The following is a 16,828-nucleotide window of genomic DNA, read 5'->3' as shown; positions in this document are numbered from 1 at the left end:
TCCCTCACGAACCTCAATCACTCGTGTGATAGCCTCGCACGGGTGAACGCCGCCGCTGCCGAAAGCGATACCAAACCATTTATGCGGTCGTCTGCGGTTGCTGGTGTTACGGACAGCATCCGGGTTCTAGCCGCCTCTAACCACCCATTCCCGGAGCACCCGCCGTCGTATCCATGAGTGAACGAATCTGGACCCGAAACCCCGGCGCACAGGAGCAGGAACGAAACACGCAGAACGGCCGACAGGAGGCCGAGACCGAACAGGAAGAGACGAAGGGCGACACGCTTCAGTGCCCCGAGTGCGGCGGTCACGTCGTCACCGACGACGAACACGGCGAGACCGTCTGTAACGACTGCGGCCTCGTCGTGACCGCCGACTCCGTCGACCGCGGCCCCGAGTGGCGCGCGTTCGACGCCCGCGAGAAAGACGAGAAGTCCCGCGTCGGCGCGCCGACGACCAACACGATGCACGACAAGGGGCTGTCGACCAACATCGACTGGCGCGACCGCGACGCGTACGGGAACTCGCTGGGCGCGCGCCAGCGCCAGAAGATGCAGCGGCTCCGCAAGTGGAACGAGCGGTTCCGCACCCGCGACTCCAAGGAGCGCAACCTCAAGCAGGCGCTCGGCGAAATCGACCGCATGGCCTCGGCGCTCGGCCTCCCCGAGAACGTCCGCGAGACCGCCTCGGTCATCTACCGCCGCGCGCTCGACGACGACCTGCTGCCCGGTCGCTCCATCGAGGGCGTCGCCACGTCGTGTACCTACGCCGCCGCCCGCATGGCCGGCGTCCCGCGCTCGCTCGACGAAATCGCGGAGGTCTCGCGCGTCGAGAAGAGCGAGGTCGCCCGCACCTATCGCTACATCGCCCGCGAACTCTCGCTCGAAGTCAAGCCCGCCGACCCCGAGCAGTACGTCCCGCGGTTCGCCAGCGAGCTCGGCCTCTCCGACGAGTCGAAGATGCGCGCGCGCCAACTCCTGAAGAACGCCAAGGAGAAGGGCGTCCACTCGGGTAAGTCGCCGGTCGGCCTCGCCGCCGCCGCCGTCTACGCCGCCGCCCTCCTCACCAACGAGAAGACGACGCAGGCCGCCGTCAGCGACGTGGCCGACATCTCCGAGGTCACCATCCGCAACCGCTACCACGAACTCCTCGAAGCCGAGGAGAACCTCGGCCTCGTCTGAGGACCGAGTCGGACCCCCGCGCCGAGGCGAAGGGTTTTGTTTCGGGGGAAATACGTCCGTACGATGCGCACGACGCACGCCCTCACGGTGGGCGACGCCGCCGACACCGGACTCGCCGACGAGAGCGTGAACCTCGTCGTCACGTCGCCACCCTACCCCATGATAGAGATGTGGGACGACCTCTTTTCGGCGCGCGACGACGCCGTCGACGCGGCGCTCGACGCGGGCGACGGCGACGCCGCGTTCGAGGCGATGCACGAACAGCTCGACGCCGTCTGGGACGAGGTGGCCCGCGTGCTCGCGCCCGGCGGGGTCGCCTGCGTGAACGTCGGTGACGCGACTCGGAGCCTCGACGGGTCGTTTCGCCAGTACCCCAACCACGCCCGCGTGCTCACGGCGCTCGGCGAGCGCGGACTGACGCCGCTTCCGGACGCCGTCTGGCGGAAGCCGACGAACCGCCTGACGAAGTTCATGGGTTCGGGGACGCTCCCGACGAACGCCTACGTCACCCTCGAACACGAGTACGTGCTGGTGGTTCGGAAGGGCGACCCGCGGTCGTTCCCTCCGGGCGACGACCGGCGCTACGAGAGCGCCTTCTTCTGGGAGGAGCGCAACCGCTGGTTCTCCGACCTCTGGGAGTTCAGCGGGACCGACCAGCGCCTCGATTCGGGGGCCAGAGAGCGCTCGGCGGCGTTTCCCGTCGAACTGCCGCTGCGCCTGATTCGGATGTACTCGGTCTACGGCGACACCGTCTTCGACCCCTTCGTCGGCACCGGGACCACGACGCTCGCGGCCATGCTCGCCGGCCGGGACTCCGTCGGCTACGACCTCGACGCCGACCTCGTCTTGGGGTTCGAACGCCGACTCGACGACCTCCCGGAACGCTCGCACGCGGAGGTCGAACGCCGACTCGACGCCCACCGCGAGTTCGTCGCCGGCCGCGACGAGCCCCCCAGTCACGACGCCGAACACTACGACTTCCCGGTCGTGACGAAACAGGAGCGCCGCATCCGTCTGTACCGAGTGTCGTCGGTCGAGGCGTCGGCCGACGGCGCGAACCGCGAGTTCGCCGTCGAACACGAGCCGTTCGACGGGACCGAGGCGGCCGCGGCGTCGGAGCGCTCCGAACTCTCGGAAGACGCGACGACGACCGACTGAGGTCGAACAACTCGAATTCGAGAGTTTCAGACGCCATCGGCGGGATTCGGTAGTGAGTTGCTGACTGTCCGACAATCCAGACGTTTAAGAGCGCGGACGACGACGCCAACGAACGATGCCCGATGCTCGTCGTCGCGCGTTCGTCGCCGCCCTCGTCGGCGTGGTTGGTGCCTCGCTCGGAATCGCCGGGGCGGGCCACGTCTACCTCCGCGAGTGGCGACGCGCAATTGCGTGGTTCACCTTCGTCGTCGGCGCGGGACTGGTGTTGCTCTCGACGTTCACCGACCCGGCGACCGTGACGGTGGACTCGCTTCCCAGAGAGGTGCTGTTCCCCGTTCTCGGACTGCTGTTTCTGAGCGCGCTCGACGCCTACCGCGTCGGAAGCCGCCCGCGCGGCCGCAACGCGAACGGCGAGCCGGCCTGCCCGGTCTGCGGCGGGGAACTCGACCGGAACCTCGACTTCTGTCCGTGGTGTGCGACGGAGCTCGAATGGTACACGGTCGAAGGATAGAGAACGTCGACGAACGCCCGCCGCTGCGCGCGACGCTGCGTTCGAGTCCGAAAAAACGCGTTCCGTCCGTTACTTCTCGATGATGCTCTCTTCGACAGCCTCACCGAAGTGGCGCGCCGTGTCTTCGTAGTAGATGAGCATCTCGTCGCCGGGTTCGAGGTCGGTGACCGCGGTCCGACCCTCGCGGGTGTGGACCTTGATTGTCTCGGCGTTCTGGAGGAGCGTCGTGACGCGGTCGCCCTCGTAGTCCGCGGAGATGCGAAACATCGGCCGCTTTTCGATTTTTACGCGCCCGACGATGGCCTCGCGGGTGCTGCCGTTCGTGTCGATGAGCTGTACCTCGTCGCCGCTTTCGAGTTCGGAGAGGTAGACCGTGCCGCCGTCGGGGGTCCGCGCGTAGGCGTGGACCGCGCCGGCGTTGACTCTAAACGGCCGAGACGCGACGTACGGAGACTTCGCCGTCTCGGCGTGGACGAAGAACAGGCCGCGGGCCATCGAACCGACGAGCATCCCCTCGTCGTGGTCCATAATCGTGCCCGTATCGACGCAGACGCGGTCGGCCATGCCCGTGCGTTCGACCTCTGTGACCTCGGCCCAGACGAGGTCGAGCGACTCGCGTTCGGCCTCGTCGCGGACCTCGACGGTCTTTCGAATCTCGTCGGGGTCGTCGCTGTCGAGGAGGACGCCGTCGGAGCCGAGTTCGAGCGTCTCGAAGGCGGTTTTGGCCTCCTCGGCGGTCGTGACGCCAGCGATGAGGTCGGTCTCCTCGCCGATGCGGGCGATGAGGTTCTCCAGCGGGATGATGGTCCAGTCCTCGCCGATGACGATGGTGTAATCGCCGTCGCGGGCGGCCTCCTCGGCGAACGCCTCGTAGTCTTTGCTCAGGATGCGAACGTACGAGCCGTTTGCGAGGTCGTCGCCGCGGCGGAGCGTCGTCAGGTCGGCAGACCCGGAGAAGTCCGAGGGGAGTTCGACGGTCGCGTCGCCCTCGCCGTCCTTGCCGACGATGTAGGCGTCGGCGAGCGCCGCGGGCTCTCCGTCGTCTTCCTCTGCTTCCATCACGTGGACGTCTGCGTCGGTCCGGAACGCGGCGATGTTGACATCGCCGAGTTCGCGCATCCGCTCGACGTCGGCCTCGTCGACGAGGACCCAGTCGACGCCGGCTTCCAGTCCGGCCGTGATGCGTCGCTTCCGCGTCTCCCAGTCGCCGACCGCGTCGTCGGCTTTGAGCCAGACGCTTCGTGTCATTATCGACTTCACTCGGTGGGCGGGCTTGAACGTGGCGAATGAACCAACGGACGGCGAGCGGATAGCGAACGGACAGCGACGGGCCGGGACGCTTGAGCGCCCCACCTGAATTCTATATCGCGCCATACGATTTATTAGAGTGAATTCAGGGCAGAGTCGACGGTCGGACGACGATTCCAACCGCCGACGCGAGTCAAGCGGGAGCGGCGACTCGCCTCACTCAGTTACTCTCAACTCCCACCGAGTCGGCGGTTTGGTCGTCCCGACTCGGGTCAGTGTGCCTGCAACCTCGAAAGACAGCAGGTCGCGCGTGAACGTGAGCGCGTCGTCACCGGTGTGTCAGTCACCGAGTTCGTCAGTGCCGAACATAGAACACAGCGACTACATCGAATCCCAACCGCCGACGTTCGAGGCCGAAACGGAGGTGATTCGTCCACGCTGCCCACCGGGTCGAGAGGGTCGCTGGAATCGACCGCGTGGAACCCGTCCATGATGCGGAACGCCAGGGTTCGAGGCTGGAAGACGATAGACGCGGTCGGAATCGAATATGGAGTCCTGTCTCACGCTGTCGGCGAAGTTGGCAACGACCGGACAGATAACGACCGTCGAGTCACGAACGCGGTTCCGCGAACGACGCGTCAGAACCTGGAGAAACCGATTCTTGGGTGCGCGCACGGCGCTCGCACCACACCGACCACGACAGCGCCCGGCCGGTTCGACAGTCAATAAACCGAGTACGGCGATATGAAATCAGTCAAATCGGTCCAGCCCCGTCTGGACCGCGCCGCGCTCGCGGTCGAGAAGCGCGCGCTTCAGGTCGACGCCGCCGGCCGCGGAGAAGCCGCCGAGAGAGCCCGCGCCGACGACGCGGTGGCACGGGACGACGAGCGGGACCGGGTTCCGTCCACAGGCCTGTCCGACGGCGACCGCGTGGCTGTCGAGTTCGGCCGCAACCTCGCCGTACGTTCGGGTCTCGCCGTACGGAATCGACGCCATCACGCGCATCACGTCGCCGGTAAAGGAGTCGGGAAATCGCACGTCCACGTCGAACTCGCGGCGCTCCCCGCGTTCGTACTCGACGAGTTGGTTTCGGAGCGAGTCGGCAGCACAGTCGATACGTCGGTCGTCTACCTCGACCGCGAACCCCCACATGGTGACGCGCATGGGTAGCGTTCGCGCTCGGCGGGTATCTAGTTGTAGGCCAGCGGTGTCGGGAAAACAGAACCCCGTCGGAACGCCGCGAATCGCGAGTCGCGTTACGCCTCGATGCCGAGCCCGGCGCGTTCGAGCGCGGTGTCCACATCTGCGTCGTCGTGGATGACGGCGCTGACGGCGCGGGTGATGGCCTCGGGGTTCTCGTGCTGGAAGATGGACCGACCCATGGAGACGCCGGCCGCGCCGGCGTCCATCGTGCCGCGGACCATCTCCACCGTCTCGCGGTCGGTGCCGCGACTGCCGCCGGCGATGACGACCGGCAGGCGCGTGGCCTCGACGACGCGACCGAAGGACTCCGCGTCGCCGCTGTATGCCGTCTTCACCACGTCGGCACCGACCTCCTCGGCGAGGCGGACGGCGTGGGCGAGCGCCTCGGGGTCCTGTTCGTCGATGCCGGGGCCGCGGGCGTAGGACATTGCGAGAACGGGCACGCTGAAGTCGGCGGCACGAGAACAGAGGTCAGCGAGCTGCGTCATCTGGTCGGGTTCGTAGTCCGAGCCGACGTTGATATGGAAGGAGACGGCGTCGGCACCGACGCGGAGGGCGTCTTCGACGGATCCGGTGAGTCGCTTGTCGTTTTCGTCCGGGCCGATGTCCGTCGAGCCGTTTACGTGGACGATGTAGCCTTTGCCGTTTTTGTTCGGGTGGACGCGCGGCGCGGTCCCCTTGTGCGTGAGGACGGCGTCAGCGCCGCCGCGCGTGATGCCGTCGATAGTGGATTCGATATCGACGAGGCCCGTGACCGGGCCGAGGGTGATGCCGTGGTCCATCGGGACGATGAGGTATCGCCCGTCTGTGGAAATGCGGTCGAGTCGTGCGGAGAGTCCGACGTCTGTGTTCATGTATGAGAAAGGGTGGCAGAGCAGTTATGTGCGTTCCGGATGCGGTGGGCGTTGCGACGCGCCCGCTACCGCACCGTCTTCGAGTTCGCGGGCGAGCGTTTCGAGTCGGTCCGCGACCGTTTCGGCGTCGTCGCCGTTCTCGTGGCCCTCGGCGACGATGTCGACGAGCGCGCTGCCGACGATGATGCCGTCGGCACCGCTGGCGACGATGCGCTCGGCGTGGTCGCCGTCGCTGATTCCGAAGCCGACCGCCTTGGGCACGTCGTAGTCGGTGAGTCGTTCGAGCGACGAGTCGGTCTGGTCGGAGACGCTCGACTGCGCGCCCGTCGTGCCGAGGCGCGCCTGCACGTAGACGTAGCCCGAGACCTGTTCCATGATTCGGTCGAGGCGCTCGCCGCGGGTCGTCGGCGCGACGATGAACACGAGGTCGAGGCCGAACTCGTCGCAGGCCTCGCGGAGCGGGCCGGCCTCCTCGGCCGGCAGGTCGGGGACGACGAAGCCCTCGATACCGACTTCCGCCGCCTTCTCGACGAACGGCCGCGGTCCGGGTTCATCGCCGTAGCGATAGATGAGGTTGTAGTAGGTCATACAGACCAGCGGCACCGACACGTCGAGGTCCTCGACGAACTCGAAAAAGCGCGTCGGCGTCATGCCGCCTTCGAGCGACCGAACAACCGCGTTCTGGATGGTCGGCCCCTCGGCGATGGGCTCCGAGAACGGAAGTCCGAGTTCGATGACGTCCGCGCCGCCGCGTTCGAGCGCCTCGACGTATTCGAGCGAGGACTCGTAGTCGGGGTCGCCGGCGGCAAGATAGGGGACGAACGCCGGGCCGTCGGAGAAGGCGTCTTCGAGCGACATCACAGGCCCCCCGTGAACTCGTCCATGTTCGGCGCGATATCGATGTCGCGCTCGTAGGTCTCCTCGATGGCCGATTCGAGGTCTTTGTCGCCGCGACCGGAAACGTTGACCACGACGTACTCGCCGAGGTCGTCCGCGTTCTCGGCGTCGGGCGCGTCGGGACCGACGACCGATTCGAGGTAGCCGAACGCGTGGGCCGACTCCAGGGCGGGGATGATGCCCTCCATCTGCGAGAGCCGGTGGAACGCGGTCAGCGCCGCGTCGTCGTCGACGTTGACGGCGGTGACGCGGCCGGTGTCCACGAGGTGTGCGAGTTCGGGGCCGACGCCGGCGTAGTCGAGGCCGGACGACACCGAGTGCGACTCCATAATCTGGCCGTCGCGGTCCTGCAAGAGCCGGGTGCGCGCGCCGTGGAGAATGCCCTCCGACCCGGTCGTGAGCGACGCCGAGTTGGGCGCGACGCCGGCTTCCTCGTCCACTTCGAGCGTCGAGCCGCCGGCCTCGACGGCGTAGAGCGCGGTCTCCTCGTCGTCGACGAACTCGGCGAACGCGCCCATCGTGTTCGAGCCGCCGCCCGCGCAGGCGACGACGGCGTCGGGGAGCCGGCCGAGTTTCTCTCTGGCCTGCGTGCGGGCCTCCTCGGAGATGACCGACTGGAAGTCCCGAACCATGCTCGGGAACGGGTGCGGGCCGACGACGGAGCCGATGACGTAGTGGGTGTCCTCGACGTTGGTCGCCCAGTCGCGCATCGTCTCGGAGATGGCCTCCTTGAGCGTGCCGCGGCCGACGGTGACGGGGTTCACCTCGGAGCCGTTGAGCTTCATCCGGAAGACGTTGGGGCGCTGGCGGTTGATGTCGCGCTCGCCCATGTAAATCTCGCAGGGCATATCGAGGTGCGCGCAGGCCATCGCCGTGGCGGTGCCGTGCTGGCCCGCGCCGGTCTCGGCGATGATGCGCTCTTTGCCCATGTACTTCGCCAGTAAGACCTGCCCGAGCGCGTTGTTGAGCTTGTGCGCGCCGCCGTGGAGGAGGTCCTCGCGCTTGAGGTAGACCTCGCGGTCGTAGCGCTCCGAGAGTCGGTCCGCGCGCTGGAGGGGCGTCGGTCGCCCGCCGAAGTCCCGCAGTCGCGCGCGGAAGTCGTCCATGAAGCCGTCTTCGTTGTCGAGGACGTACCGCTCGTACGCGTCGGTCAGTTCCTCGATGGCCGGCATGAGTGCCTCGGGAACGTACTGTCCGCCGTAGTCGCCGAATTTGCCGTCTGCGCTCATTGTGTGAGTGTCTCCGTGTTCTGTCGCACGTCGCCGTCCATGATGGCGGTCCCGACGAGGAGGGCGTCGGCACCGGCCTCGCGCATCCGCCGCGCGTCGTCGACCGTCTGCACGCCGCTTTCGGCCACGAGAAGCACGTCCTCGGGCGCTTCGGGCGCGAGTTCCTCGAACGTGCCGAGGTCGACTTCCAGCTTCCCGAGGTCGCGGTTGTTGATGCCGACGATGTCGGCACCGGCCGCGAGCGCCGCCGTGAGTTCCTCGCGCGTATGGACCTCCACGAGCGGCTGGAAGCCGCGGTCGCGGGCCGCCTCGACGAGGGCCGGGAGGTCCTCGCCGACGAACCGCGCGATGAGGAGCACGAGGTCGGACTGGACGACATCCAGTTGGGCCTCGTTCATGATGAAGTCCTTGCGGAGCACGGGCACGTCGACGGCCTCGCGGATGCGCCGCAGCGACTCGGCGGAGCCTCCGAAGTGCTCGGGTTCGGTGAGGACCGACAGCGCCGTCGCGCCGCCGGCGACCATCTCGCGGGCCAGTTCGACCGGGTCGTCCTCGCGGACGCCCTCGGTCGTCGGACTCGTGGGCTTCACCTCGGCGATGACGGGGACCCGACCCGCGGCCTCCGTCTCGGCCACGGCCTCGGGGAACGACCGCGCGTCGACCGACACGCGCGTCTCCCCGCCGGGTCGCTCCCGCGCGGCCTCCAAGATGGCGCGCACGTCGGGAGCTAATTCGTCTCCACTAGCGTTCATTGATGTACACTAACGCACGTATCTGTACATAAGGCTTACGTCGGCGGGGACACTCACCGTCTCTCGCGTGCGCGCGGGCGAGAGCGCACGGCGAGGTATCGGCCACCCGAACCGAGCGCAGTCACCCCAACCGCACGCCGTCGCCGGAAGGGTCAAGCGTCCGGCGACGGGAGCCGAACGTATGCCCGTCTCGGGAATCTACGCGCGCGAATCGTCCACGCTCGGCCGCCCCGTGCAGGTCGGCGTGGTCAGCGGGAAGGTCATCGACGTCTCGTTTCCGGACTCGCTGCCGGCGGACTCCGAGTCGGACCACGCCCACCTCGACGCCGTGTTGGCCGCCATCGACCGGGGCCAGACGGACCTCTCGTCGGTCCCCATCGGACTGACCGTCCCGACCGACCAGCGAAGCGTGCTGGAGTCGCTTCGGAACGTCCCGCGGGGTGACTCGGTCGACGTGGCGCTCCTCGTCCGCATGGCCGGCCTCGACCCCGAGGACGACGACTCGGATCGCGTCGTCCGCAAGGCGCTCGCGGCGAACCCGGTCCCGGTCGTCGTCCCCGACCACCGCGTGAAAGACGGCCCGAGCGCCGCGCCAGACGACGTGGTCGAGGCGCTCCGGCAGTCGGAAGGAATCTAATTCTGCGGACCGCCCCTCAAAACGGCATCGCGTCGGTCTCGCGGCGGAGCGCGAGGTAGCCGAGCAGGCCGGCGAGGAGGAACAGCGTGCTCGCGAGTCCGACCGACTGGACGCCGGTCGCGAGTTCGGCGAACTGCGAGACGCCGGCGAGGAGGAAGCCGCCGCCGGCGACGTATTTGAGTTGACTGTCGACCGGAATCCGGAGCGTGACGACGCCGAGGAGAACCGCCGTCAGCCCGAAGGCGGCGTCGGCGGCGAGCCGGAGCGTCGGGTTCCCGGTGGCGAACGCCGCGACGACGAGCGCCAGATAACCGATGAGCCCCGCCTGCGTCAACTGCCGCGTGTCGATGTCCATACCGGCTACGCGTGGTGCGGACACTTGAACGCATCCCCGCGCCGCGGCCGCGACGGCGGGTGGTTCGGCGGTCGTCACCGACGCCGACGCAGGGAGACCCCGCTACCAGCCGAACAGTTCGTGGCCCGCGAACTCCAGCGCGTTCACGAGGTAGTGGGCGACGACCACGACCAGCAGGCTCTCGGTGAGGACGAACGCCGCCGCGAGGACGAACCCGAGGAGGCCGGTGACGATGATGCCGAGTCGACCCTGCGCGCCGTGCCCCGCGCCGAAGGCGGCCGACGACACGGCCGCCATGAGCCACGGCGACACGTCGAAGCCGGCGGCAACCGCGCCGACGAGCGCGCCCCGAAAGAGCAGTTCCTCGAAGCCGGCGATGAGCGGAAGTGCGACCGCGAACAGGAACACCCAGCCCGCGGTCGTCCGCGGCGTCAACGACTCGCGGACCGCCTCGTCGGGCGCGACGCCGAACCGCTCGCTGACCGTCGAACCGACACGGTTGGCCCCGTAGAGCGCGAGTCCGAGTCCGACGCCGACGGCGAGTTGCGTCGGGAGGTCGGCGGCGGAGAGGCCGAGCGCCGCGGCCGGCACGCCCGCGTACCACGCGCCGAGGCCGAGAAAGCCGCCGAAAAAGGCCTGCGAGAGCGCGACGTTGGCGAGCAGGAGATGCGGCGGGAGGTCCTCGGCGGACGCCGAGCGCTCCGAGACGGCCGAAACGGGGGCCGCGGTGACGCCGGGCGGCGTCGCCCGGTCGGAGTCGGACTCGGGGCCAGCGTCAACGTCAGCGTGGGCGTCGCCCACAACGTCGGCCTCCGCGGGCGTCGACGGCTCGGGACGCGGTGACGCGCCGGTCGAGTCGACCGAGAAGGAAGCCAGAGAGACGGTGTCGAGTTCGGCCGACCAGTCGGTCTCGTCCGACTCGGCAGCGGTCGGAACGGAGTCGTCCGCGGCAGTCGCTCGGGAGTCGGAATCGGAAGCGCCGTCGCCCGGAGCGGCGGGCGCGTCGAGTGCGTCGGAGCCGGTCCCCTCCGCGTGCGGGACGCCGCGAGAAAAGTGTGCGAGAGAGAGTAAGACGGCGAGGACGAGGCCGGTGAAGCCCGCGAACGCCGCCCAGTCGGTCATCCGGCGTTACTGCGGGCTGGGGCTGGAGGGGCCCTTGACGCCCTGGCCCTTGTTGAGGGCGGAGCCGGTGATGCTCTTGAGGCGGTCCACGAGCGAGTCCTTTTCAGGTTCGCCTTCGAGGGCGACGTCGAGGACCTCGCTGATGTGCGAGACGGGGATGATGTCGACCATCTCCTTGTACTCGTCTTCGATCATCACGTCCTGCTCGTTGGCGGCGGGGATGATGACCGTCGAACAGCCGGCCTTCGCGGCGGCTTCGATTTTGTGGGTGACGCCGCCGACCGGGAGCACGTCGCCGCGCACCGACAGCGAGCCGGTCATGGCGACCGACTGGTCGATGGGGATGTCCTCCAGCGCGGAGATGACGGCGGTCGCGACCGTGATGGACGCGGAGTCGCCGTCGACGCCCTGCTGGCCGGTCTGGACGAACTGCACGTGCACGTCCATCTCCGAGAGGTCCTGGTTGGAGAACTTCTTGATGATGGCCGAGACGTTCTGGACGGACTCTTCGGCCATCTCCTTGAGCTGGCCGGTCGCGATGACCTGGCCGGGACCCTGCGAGGGCGTGACTTCGGCCATCACGGGGAGCATGATACCGGAGTCTTCGCCCATGACGGCGAGGCCGTTGACGCGGCCGGTGACGAAGCCGTCGTTGACCGAGAGCTCGTAGTCCTTGCGGCGCTCGATGTACTGGTCCGCGATCTGCTGTTCGATGGAGCGCGCACGGCGCTTGGCCTGCAGCACGTGGTCACGGGTGGTCAGCTCGGCGTTCTCGCCGCGGGCGATGTCGCCAGCGACGCGGACGAGGCCGCCGAGGTTACGGAATTCGAGGGTGAGGTGGCCCTTGCGGCCGGCGCGGCGGCGGGCTTCGAGGATGAGCTCCTCGACCGCCTCCTCGGTGAAGTGCGGGAGCCGCCCGTCGTTGGTGACCTCTTGGGCCACGAAGCGCGCGTACTTGCGGCGCATCTCGGGGGTGTCCTCGATGGTGTCGTCCATGTACACCTCGTACCCGTACCCCTTGATACGGGAGCGGAGCGCGGGGTGCATGTTCTCCATCGCGTCGAGGTTACCCGCGGCGATCATGATGAAGTCCGTCGGGACGGGTTCGGTCTGGACCATCGCGCCCGAGGAGCGCTCGGACTGGCCCGTGATGGAGAACTCGCCCTCCTGGATGGCCGTCATCAGGTGCTGCTGGCTGCGCACGTCGAGCGTGTTGATCTCGTCGACGAACAAGACGCCCTTGTTCGACTTGTGAATCGCGCCGGGTTCGACGCGGTCGTGGCTGGGCGTTTCCATGCCGCCGGACTGGAACGGGTCGTGGCGGACGTCGCCGAGGAGCGCACCCGCGTGGGCACCCGTCGCGTCCTGGAAGGGCGCGGACTTCTGGTCCGCGTTGTTCACGATGAGGTTCGGAATCATCGCGTCGCTGCCGCGCGAGCCGTAGCGGAACGCGAGGTAGATGATACCCGCGGCGAGGATGCCGAGCAGGACCTGCCGGGCGATGATGAGCGAGTAGCCCAGCACGACCGCGATAATGATCCACATGAGGAACGAGCGCATCTGGTTGCGCTTGCGTGCCTCCTCTTTGTGCGCCTCGACGATTTGGTCACCCTTGCCCGCGGGGACCGTGCGGACCTTGGGGCGATTGCCGTCGTCGGGGTTGTGGTAGACGAGCACGTCCTGCAGCTCCTCGCGGGGGAGAAGCTCGGACATCGCCTTGGCGAGCATCGACTTCCCCGTCCCCGGGGAGCCGATCATCATGACGTGGCGGCGCTGCTTGGCCGCCTTCATGATGACGTCGCGGGCGTGTTCCTGCCCGATAACCTGGTCGACGAGGCGGTCCGGGACGGGAATCTCGTCGGTCGTCTCTATCTGGAGACCACCGAGGAGGTCGTTCTCGTCCACGTTCTCGGCCACGTCGGCGTCGATTTCGACATCGCTCCCGAGGTCGTCGATCGTCTTCTTGTCGACCTCTTCGGCCTCGTCGTGCTGGAGCGACCCCCCGTCGTCGATACCCTCTTCCGAGGGCGCGTCGTCGGGTGAATCCTCCCGCTCGTGGAGGCTGTCGTCGGTGTTCGTATCGTTACTCATAGAACTGTCGTCGCTACTTCTAGCGTAGGCCCTGCGACTGATATACTTTCTCCCCGTCACCATCCGGTGGCTCTTGCCGTAATCTCGCGTTTCGACCTTCCTACCACCAGAATACCGGAGTTCTCCGAACTCGGCGTATTTATAAGTAATCCGGACTAACGCCCGACGCATGCGGGGGTTCTACATCGGCCGGTTTCAGCCGTACCACAACGGCCACCACCGAATGGTCGAAGAGATTGCCGCCGAGGTCAACGAGCTCGTCCTCGGTATCGGGTCCGCGGGCGACTCCCACTCGCCGCGGAACCCGTTCACCGCGGGCGAACGAATCATGATGGTCAACAAGGCCGTCTCGGATTTCGACATCACGACCTACGCGGTCCCCATCGAGGACCTCGACCGCAACTCGGTGTGGGTCAGCCACGTCCAGTCGATGTCCCCCGCGTTCGAGGTGGCGTACTCCAACAACCCGCTCGTCATCCAACTGTTCACGGAGGCGGGCGTCGAAGTCCACCAATCGCCCATGTTCAACCGCGAGGTGCTAGAGGGCACGGAGGTCCGCCAGCGCATGATAGAAGACCGCGACTGGGAGTCGCTCGTCCCCGACGAGGTGGCCGACGTGGTCCGCGAAATCGACGGCATCGAGCGCCTCCAGCGCGTCACGGCCACCGACGGGGCCGAGCGCGTCGACGACGACGAGGACCCCAACCCCTGTTGAGATGATTACGCTCGCGTCCGACTTCGGGCTCGCGTACCCCGCCGCGATGAAGGGCGTCGTCCTCTCGCGGACCGACGGGCGACTCGTGGACGTGGCCCACGACCTCCCGCGACAGGACGTTCGCGCGGCCGCCTTCTGGCTCCGCGAGACGCTTCCGTACTTCCCGCCCGCGGTCCATCTCGTCGTGGTCGACCCCGGCGTCGGCACCGACCGCCGCGCGGTCGTCCTCCGGGTTGGCGACCACGTCTTCGTCGGTCCCGACAACGGCGTCCTCCGCCCGCCGGCGAGACGCGTCGCCGCCGAACTCGACGACGACGCGCCCGTCGAAGCCTACGAAATCGACGTTCCGAACCCCGAGTCGACGACCTTCCACGGGCGGGACGTGTTCGCGCCCGCGGCCGCCGACGCCCACGTCGCCGGCGCGTCGGCGCTCGGGTCGGTCGACCGCTTCGAACCGATTCCCGTCGGCTCGCTCTCCGAGTGCCGCCTCTCCGAGGCGACCGTCTCCGACGACGGCCGCGAGGCGACGGGCGAGGTGCTCGTCGTCGACGACTTCGGCAACTGCATCACGAACGTGCCGGGCGCGTTCGTCCGCGACGCGGCGGGCGAGACCGTCTGGGTGAACGGCGAGTCGGTCCCCGTCGGTCGCACGTTCGAGGCCGTCGCGCGCGGCGAGAAACTGGTCACGGTCGGCAGCCACGGCAACGTCGAGTGCGACGTGAACCACGGCCGCGGCGACGAGGCGTTCGGCCTCGCGCCCGGCGACCGCGTCGAACTCCGGGTCGACTGATGGCGACGCTGCTTTTCGTTTCGGCCCCCGCCGCCGTCGCGGTCCCCGAAATCGACCCGTTCGCGGTGATGAACGTCGTCGGCCTGCTCGCGTTCGCGGTCGCCGGCGCGCTCAAGGCCGCCGAGGCCGGCCTCGACGTGTTCGGCGTCTCCGTGCTCGGCATCGTGACCGCCCTCGGCGGCGGGACGACCCGCGACGTGCTCGTCGACCGGCTGCCGGCCTCGCTCGCGGGGACGTGGGACATGAGCGTCGCGCTCGTCGGCGTCGCCCTCGCAATCGTCCTCATCCACTCGATGGAGGGGCGCGTGCGCGACCACCCGGCGTTTCTGACCACCGACGCGGTCGGGCTGTCGGCGTTCGCGGCGACCGGCGCGCTCGTCGGCGTCGACGCCGGCGTCACGTCGTTCGGCGTCGTCATCCTCGCCACCATCACGGCCGTCGGAGGCGGCTCCATCGCCGACATCCTCATCGGGCGCGTGCCGGTCGTCCTCCGCGACGACTTCTACGCGACGCCCGCCGTCGTCGGCGGCCTCGCCTTCCTCGCGGCCCGCGCGGTCGGCGCGCCGACCGGCGTCCCCTCGGGGCTGTGCGCCGCGGTCGTCTTCTCGGTTCGGGTGCTCGCGCTCCGCTACGACTGGCGGCTCCCGCGGGTCTGAGGCGGGGCTGGGAGACCACCGGGAACGGAACCCTTACAACTCGTTTTCCACGCGTCGTTCCGCCGACCGAACCTCGCTTGCGATGCTCTCGCGCTCGAAGTAGAGCACCTCGACGCCGACGACGACCACCGCGAGCGCGAGGACGGTCCAGAACGTCCCGCGCTCGGCGTCGAACAGGTGCCACAGGAGCGCGGCCGCCGAGCTAACTCCGCCGACGGTCCCGACGGCGGGAACCACGGCCGTCGCGAGGTCCTCGCGCTCCCGGAACGCGAGAAACGAGAGGCCGCCGAAGATGCTGATGAACGCGAGCGACGCGAACGAACTGATGGCGTCGAGGCTCCCGAGAAAGGCGAACCCGGCGGCGAGCACGCCGAGCGTCGCGAGCGGGCGAACCGGCTCGTCGGCGGACGCGTCGCGGAGGCGACTCGGGAGCAGGTCGTCGGCGACGAGGCGCTTCGAGAGCCGCGCGGAGCTGAACAGCGTGGCGTTGATGGCGCTCCCCGTCGAAAACAGCGCCGCGACGGAGATGAGGACGAACCCGGCCTGCCCGAGGAACGGCCGGGCGGCGACCGCGAGGGCGGTCTCGGCGTGCTGTTGGATGGCGTCGATGCCGGCGAGGTTGGTCGTGACGAGCGCGACCATGATGTACAGCCCCGTCGCGCCCGCGATGGAGATGTAAATCGCCTTTCTGACGGTCTCGCGGGGGTCGGCGATGTTCTCCTGGTCGAACAGCAGGAGCTCCCAGCCCTCGAAGGCGACGAAGGAGACGGCGGCGGCGACGAGCGGGCCGATACCGAGGTTCGACAGGCCAAAGGAGAGGCCGCCGTGGGTCGCGCCGTAGGCGACGCCGCCGACGCCGAACACGAGCAGGATGGCGACCTTGAGGCCGACCAGAACGTCTTCGGCCCGCCCCGAGGCGTGCGCCCCGAAGACGTTGAGGCTCACGAACGCGGCGACGGTGAGCGCGGAGACGAACGGCTGTATCGAGACCGACGCGACCGTCGAGACGCCGGTGAGTTCGACGAAGTAACCGCCGAAGGCGTAGGCGTACATCGCCATCGTCCCGACGTAGCCGAAGACGAACGTCCAGCCCACGACGCCCGCGAGCGTGGTGTTGTCGTCGGTGAAGCGCTCGACGTAGCCGACGGGCGACCGCGGCGACTCGCACAGCCCGTTCAGTCGGAGCAGCGAGTAGCCGGCACAGACCGCGAGCACGCCGGCGACGACGAACGCCGCCCACGCGAGCGTCCCGGCCGCGCCGGCGACGACGCCGAGCACGGCGAAGATGCCGCCGCCGACCATGCCCCCAATCGCCATCGACACGGCTTCCGGAAGCCCGACTTCGTCTGACATGGCGTGCAGTTCGACGCTCGCGACGGAAGAACGTAGCGGCCAGTTGAGAGGTATTATTCGGCGGCGCGGCTCCGGA

The 16,828-nt window shown here is 68.3% G+C and carries 17 protein-coding genes; 7 read left to right on the top strand and 10 right to left on the bottom strand.

Annotated elements, in window-relative coordinates; translation table 11 throughout:
- The first annotated feature begins 173 nt into the window (after positions 1-173).
- The 3 genes from HVO_RS08515 to HVO_RS08505 all read left to right on the top strand — a co-directional run bounded on the left by HVO_RS08515 (position 174) and on the right by HVO_RS08505 (position 2,850).
- Positions 174-1,181, top strand: coding sequence for a transcription initiation factor IIB (locus tag HVO_RS08515; RefSeq protein WP_004044141.1), 1,008 nt, complete (start codon positions 174-176; stop codon positions 1,179-1,181).
- Positions 1,182-1,244: 63 nt separating this feature from the next.
- Entirely contained in the window at positions 1,245-2,339 is a 1,095-nt protein-coding gene (locus tag HVO_RS08510; RefSeq protein WP_004044142.1) for a DNA-methyltransferase, read from the top strand.
- 115 nt (positions 2,340-2,454) lie between these two features.
- On the top strand, positions 2,455-2,850 hold the full coding sequence (locus HVO_RS08505; RefSeq protein ID WP_004044143.1) for a DUF7575 domain-containing protein: 396 nt from the start codon (positions 2,455-2,457) through the stop codon (positions 2,848-2,850).
- Between the two features lie 69 nt (positions 2,851-2,919).
- Here HVO_RS08505 and HVO_RS08500 read toward each other — a convergent pair whose 3' ends face one another.
- The 6 genes from HVO_RS08500 to trpC form a co-directional block, all read right to left on the bottom strand.
- On the bottom strand, positions 2,920-4,098 hold the full coding sequence (locus tag HVO_RS08500; protein ID WP_004044144.1) for a 3-dehydroquinate synthase II: 1,179 nt from the start codon (positions 4,096-4,098) through the stop codon (positions 2,920-2,922).
- A gap of 750 nt (positions 4,099-4,848) precedes the next feature.
- Positions 4,849-5,262: a methylated-DNA--[protein]-cysteine S-methyltransferase gene (locus tag HVO_RS08495; RefSeq protein ID WP_004044145.1), complete on the bottom strand. Its 414-nt coding sequence runs from the start codon at positions 5,260-5,262 to the stop codon at positions 4,849-4,851.
- Positions 5,263-5,354: 92 nt separating this feature from the next.
- Entirely contained in the window at positions 5,355-6,155 is an 801-nt protein-coding gene (locus tag HVO_RS08490) for a 2-amino-3,7-dideoxy-D-threo-hept-6-ulosonate synthase (protein WP_004044146.1), read from the bottom strand.
- 24 nt (positions 6,156-6,179) lie between these two features.
- Positions 6,180-7,013 (bottom strand): tryptophan synthase subunit alpha, encoded by an 834-nt coding sequence (gene trpA / locus HVO_RS08485; protein ID WP_004044148.1) that lies wholly within the window; start codon positions 7,011-7,013, stop codon positions 6,180-6,182.
- Positions 7,013-8,281 (bottom strand): tryptophan synthase subunit beta, encoded by a 1,269-nt coding sequence (trpB, locus tag HVO_RS08480; RefSeq protein ID WP_004044149.1) that lies wholly within the window; start codon positions 8,279-8,281, stop codon positions 7,013-7,015. The genes trpA and trpB overlap by 1 nt, the downstream gene beginning before the upstream one ends.
- The gene (trpC, locus tag HVO_RS08475; RefSeq protein WP_013035355.1) at positions 8,278-9,033 is read right to left on the bottom strand and encodes an indole-3-glycerol phosphate synthase; all 756 of its coding nucleotides are present in this window, start codon (positions 9,031-9,033) and stop codon (positions 8,278-8,280) included. The genes trpB and trpC overlap by 4 nt, the downstream gene beginning before the upstream one ends.
- 181 nt (positions 9,034-9,214) lie before the next feature.
- Here trpC and HVO_RS08470 point away from each other — a divergent pair, with 181 nt between their 5' ends.
- A complete protein-coding gene (locus HVO_RS08470) occupies positions 9,215-9,670 on the top strand; it encodes an MGMT family protein (RefSeq protein WP_004044151.1) in 456 nt (151 codons plus the stop codon).
- Positions 9,671-9,686: 16 nt separating this feature from the next.
- Here the strand turns inward: HVO_RS08470 and HVO_RS08465 are convergent, their stop codons facing one another.
- The 3 genes from HVO_RS08465 to lonB all read right to left on the bottom strand — a co-directional run bounded on the left by HVO_RS08465 (position 9,687) and on the right by lonB (position 13,238).
- Positions 9,687-10,025 (bottom strand): hypothetical protein, encoded by a 339-nt coding sequence (locus HVO_RS08465; protein WP_004044152.1) that lies wholly within the window; start codon positions 10,023-10,025, stop codon positions 9,687-9,689.
- Positions 10,026-10,127: 102 nt separating this feature from the next.
- Entirely contained in the window at positions 10,128-11,147 is a 1,020-nt protein-coding gene (locus HVO_RS08460; protein WP_004044153.1) for a CPBP family intramembrane glutamic endopeptidase, read from the bottom strand.
- 6 nt (positions 11,148-11,153) lie between these two features.
- Complete coding sequence (gene lonB / locus HVO_RS08455; protein WP_004044154.1) at positions 11,154-13,238, bottom strand: ATP-dependent protease LonB; 2,085 nt, start codon at positions 13,236-13,238, stop codon at positions 11,154-11,156.
- Positions 13,239-13,407: 169 nt separating this feature from the next.
- Between lonB and HVO_RS08450 the strand changes: the two genes are divergently transcribed.
- From HVO_RS08450 to HVO_RS08440, 3 genes are read left to right on the top strand one after another with little or no spacing between them, the layout of a single operon-like run.
- The gene (locus HVO_RS08450; RefSeq protein WP_004044155.1) at positions 13,408-13,953 is read left to right on the top strand and encodes a nicotinamide-nucleotide adenylyltransferase; all 546 of its coding nucleotides are present in this window, start codon (positions 13,408-13,410) and stop codon (positions 13,951-13,953) included.
- Between the two features lies 1 nt (position 13,954).
- Positions 13,955-14,743, top strand: coding sequence for an SAM hydrolase/SAM-dependent halogenase family protein (locus HVO_RS08445; RefSeq protein WP_004044156.1), 789 nt, complete (start codon positions 13,955-13,957; stop codon positions 14,741-14,743).
- Positions 14,743-15,399, top strand: coding sequence for a trimeric intracellular cation channel family protein (locus tag HVO_RS08440; RefSeq protein WP_004044157.1), 657 nt, complete (start codon positions 14,743-14,745; stop codon positions 15,397-15,399). Before HVO_RS08445 ends, HVO_RS08440 begins: the two co-directional genes overlap by 1 nt.
- Before the next feature lie 33 nt (positions 15,400-15,432).
- Here the strand turns inward: HVO_RS08440 and HVO_RS08435 are convergent, their stop codons facing one another.
- Positions 15,433-16,752, bottom strand: coding sequence for an APC family permease (locus HVO_RS08435; RefSeq protein WP_004044158.1), 1,320 nt, complete (start codon positions 16,750-16,752; stop codon positions 15,433-15,435).
- Positions 16,753-16,828: the final 76 nt, after the last annotated feature.

The sequence above is a fragment of the Haloferax volcanii DS2 genome, from assembly GCF_000025685.1.
Classification (GTDB): Archaea; Halobacteriota; Halobacteria; order Halobacteriales; family Haloferacaceae; genus Haloferax; species Haloferax volcanii.
This window is presented reverse-complemented; position numbering and strand designations above follow the sequence as displayed.

Excerpts from the sequence above, each read along its gene's own strand:
- HVO_RS08500 (WP_004044144.1), bottom strand. The coding sequence starts at position 4,098 with ATGACACGAAGCGTCTGGCTCAAAGCCGACGACGCGGTCGGCGACTGG.
- HVO_RS08450 (WP_004044155.1), top strand. The coding sequence starts at position 13,408 with ATGCGGGGGTTCTACATCGGCCGGTTTCAGCCGTACCACAACGGCCAC.
- HVO_RS08505 (WP_004044143.1), top strand. The coding sequence starts at position 2,455 with ATGCCCGATGCTCGTCGTCGCGCGTTCGTCGCCGCCCTCGTCGGCGTG.
- HVO_RS08470 (WP_004044151.1), top strand. The coding sequence starts at position 9,215 with ATGCCCGTCTCGGGAATCTACGCGCGCGAATCGTCCACGCTCGGCCGC.
- HVO_RS08440 (WP_004044157.1), top strand. The coding sequence starts at position 14,743 with ATGGCGACGCTGCTTTTCGTTTCGGCCCCCGCCGCCGTCGCGGTCCCC.
- HVO_RS08445 (WP_004044156.1), top strand. The coding sequence starts at position 13,955 with ATGATTACGCTCGCGTCCGACTTCGGGCTCGCGTACCCCGCCGCGATG.
- HVO_RS08490 (WP_004044146.1), bottom strand. The coding sequence starts at position 6,155 with ATGAACACAGACGTCGGACTCTCCGCACGACTCGACCGCATTTCCACA.
- HVO_RS08465 (WP_004044152.1), bottom strand. The coding sequence starts at position 10,025 with ATGGACATCGACACGCGGCAGTTGACGCAGGCGGGGCTCATCGGTTAT.
- trpC (WP_013035355.1), bottom strand. The coding sequence starts at position 9,033 with ATGAACGCTAGTGGAGACGAATTAGCTCCCGACGTGCGCGCCATCTTG.
- HVO_RS08435 (WP_004044158.1), bottom strand. The coding sequence starts at position 16,752 with ATGTCAGACGAAGTCGGGCTTCCGGAAGCCGTGTCGATGGCGATTGGG.
- trpB (WP_004044149.1), bottom strand. The coding sequence starts at position 8,281 with ATGAGCGCAGACGGCAAATTCGGCGACTACGGCGGACAGTACGTTCCC.
- HVO_RS08460 (WP_004044153.1), bottom strand. The coding sequence starts at position 11,147 with ATGACCGACTGGGCGGCGTTCGCGGGCTTCACCGGCCTCGTCCTCGCC.
- trpA (WP_004044148.1), bottom strand. The coding sequence starts at position 7,013 with ATGTCGCTCGAAGACGCCTTCTCCGACGGCCCGGCGTTCGTCCCCTAT.
- HVO_RS08515 (WP_004044141.1), top strand. The coding sequence starts at position 174 with ATGAGTGAACGAATCTGGACCCGAAACCCCGGCGCACAGGAGCAGGAA.
- HVO_RS08510 (WP_004044142.1), top strand. The coding sequence starts at position 1,245 with ATGCGCACGACGCACGCCCTCACGGTGGGCGACGCCGCCGACACCGGA.
- HVO_RS08495 (WP_004044145.1), bottom strand. The coding sequence starts at position 5,262 with ATGCGCGTCACCATGTGGGGGTTCGCGGTCGAGGTAGACGACCGACGT.
- lonB (WP_004044154.1), bottom strand. The coding sequence starts at position 13,238 with ATGAGTAACGATACGAACACCGACGACAGCCTCCACGAGCGGGAGGAT.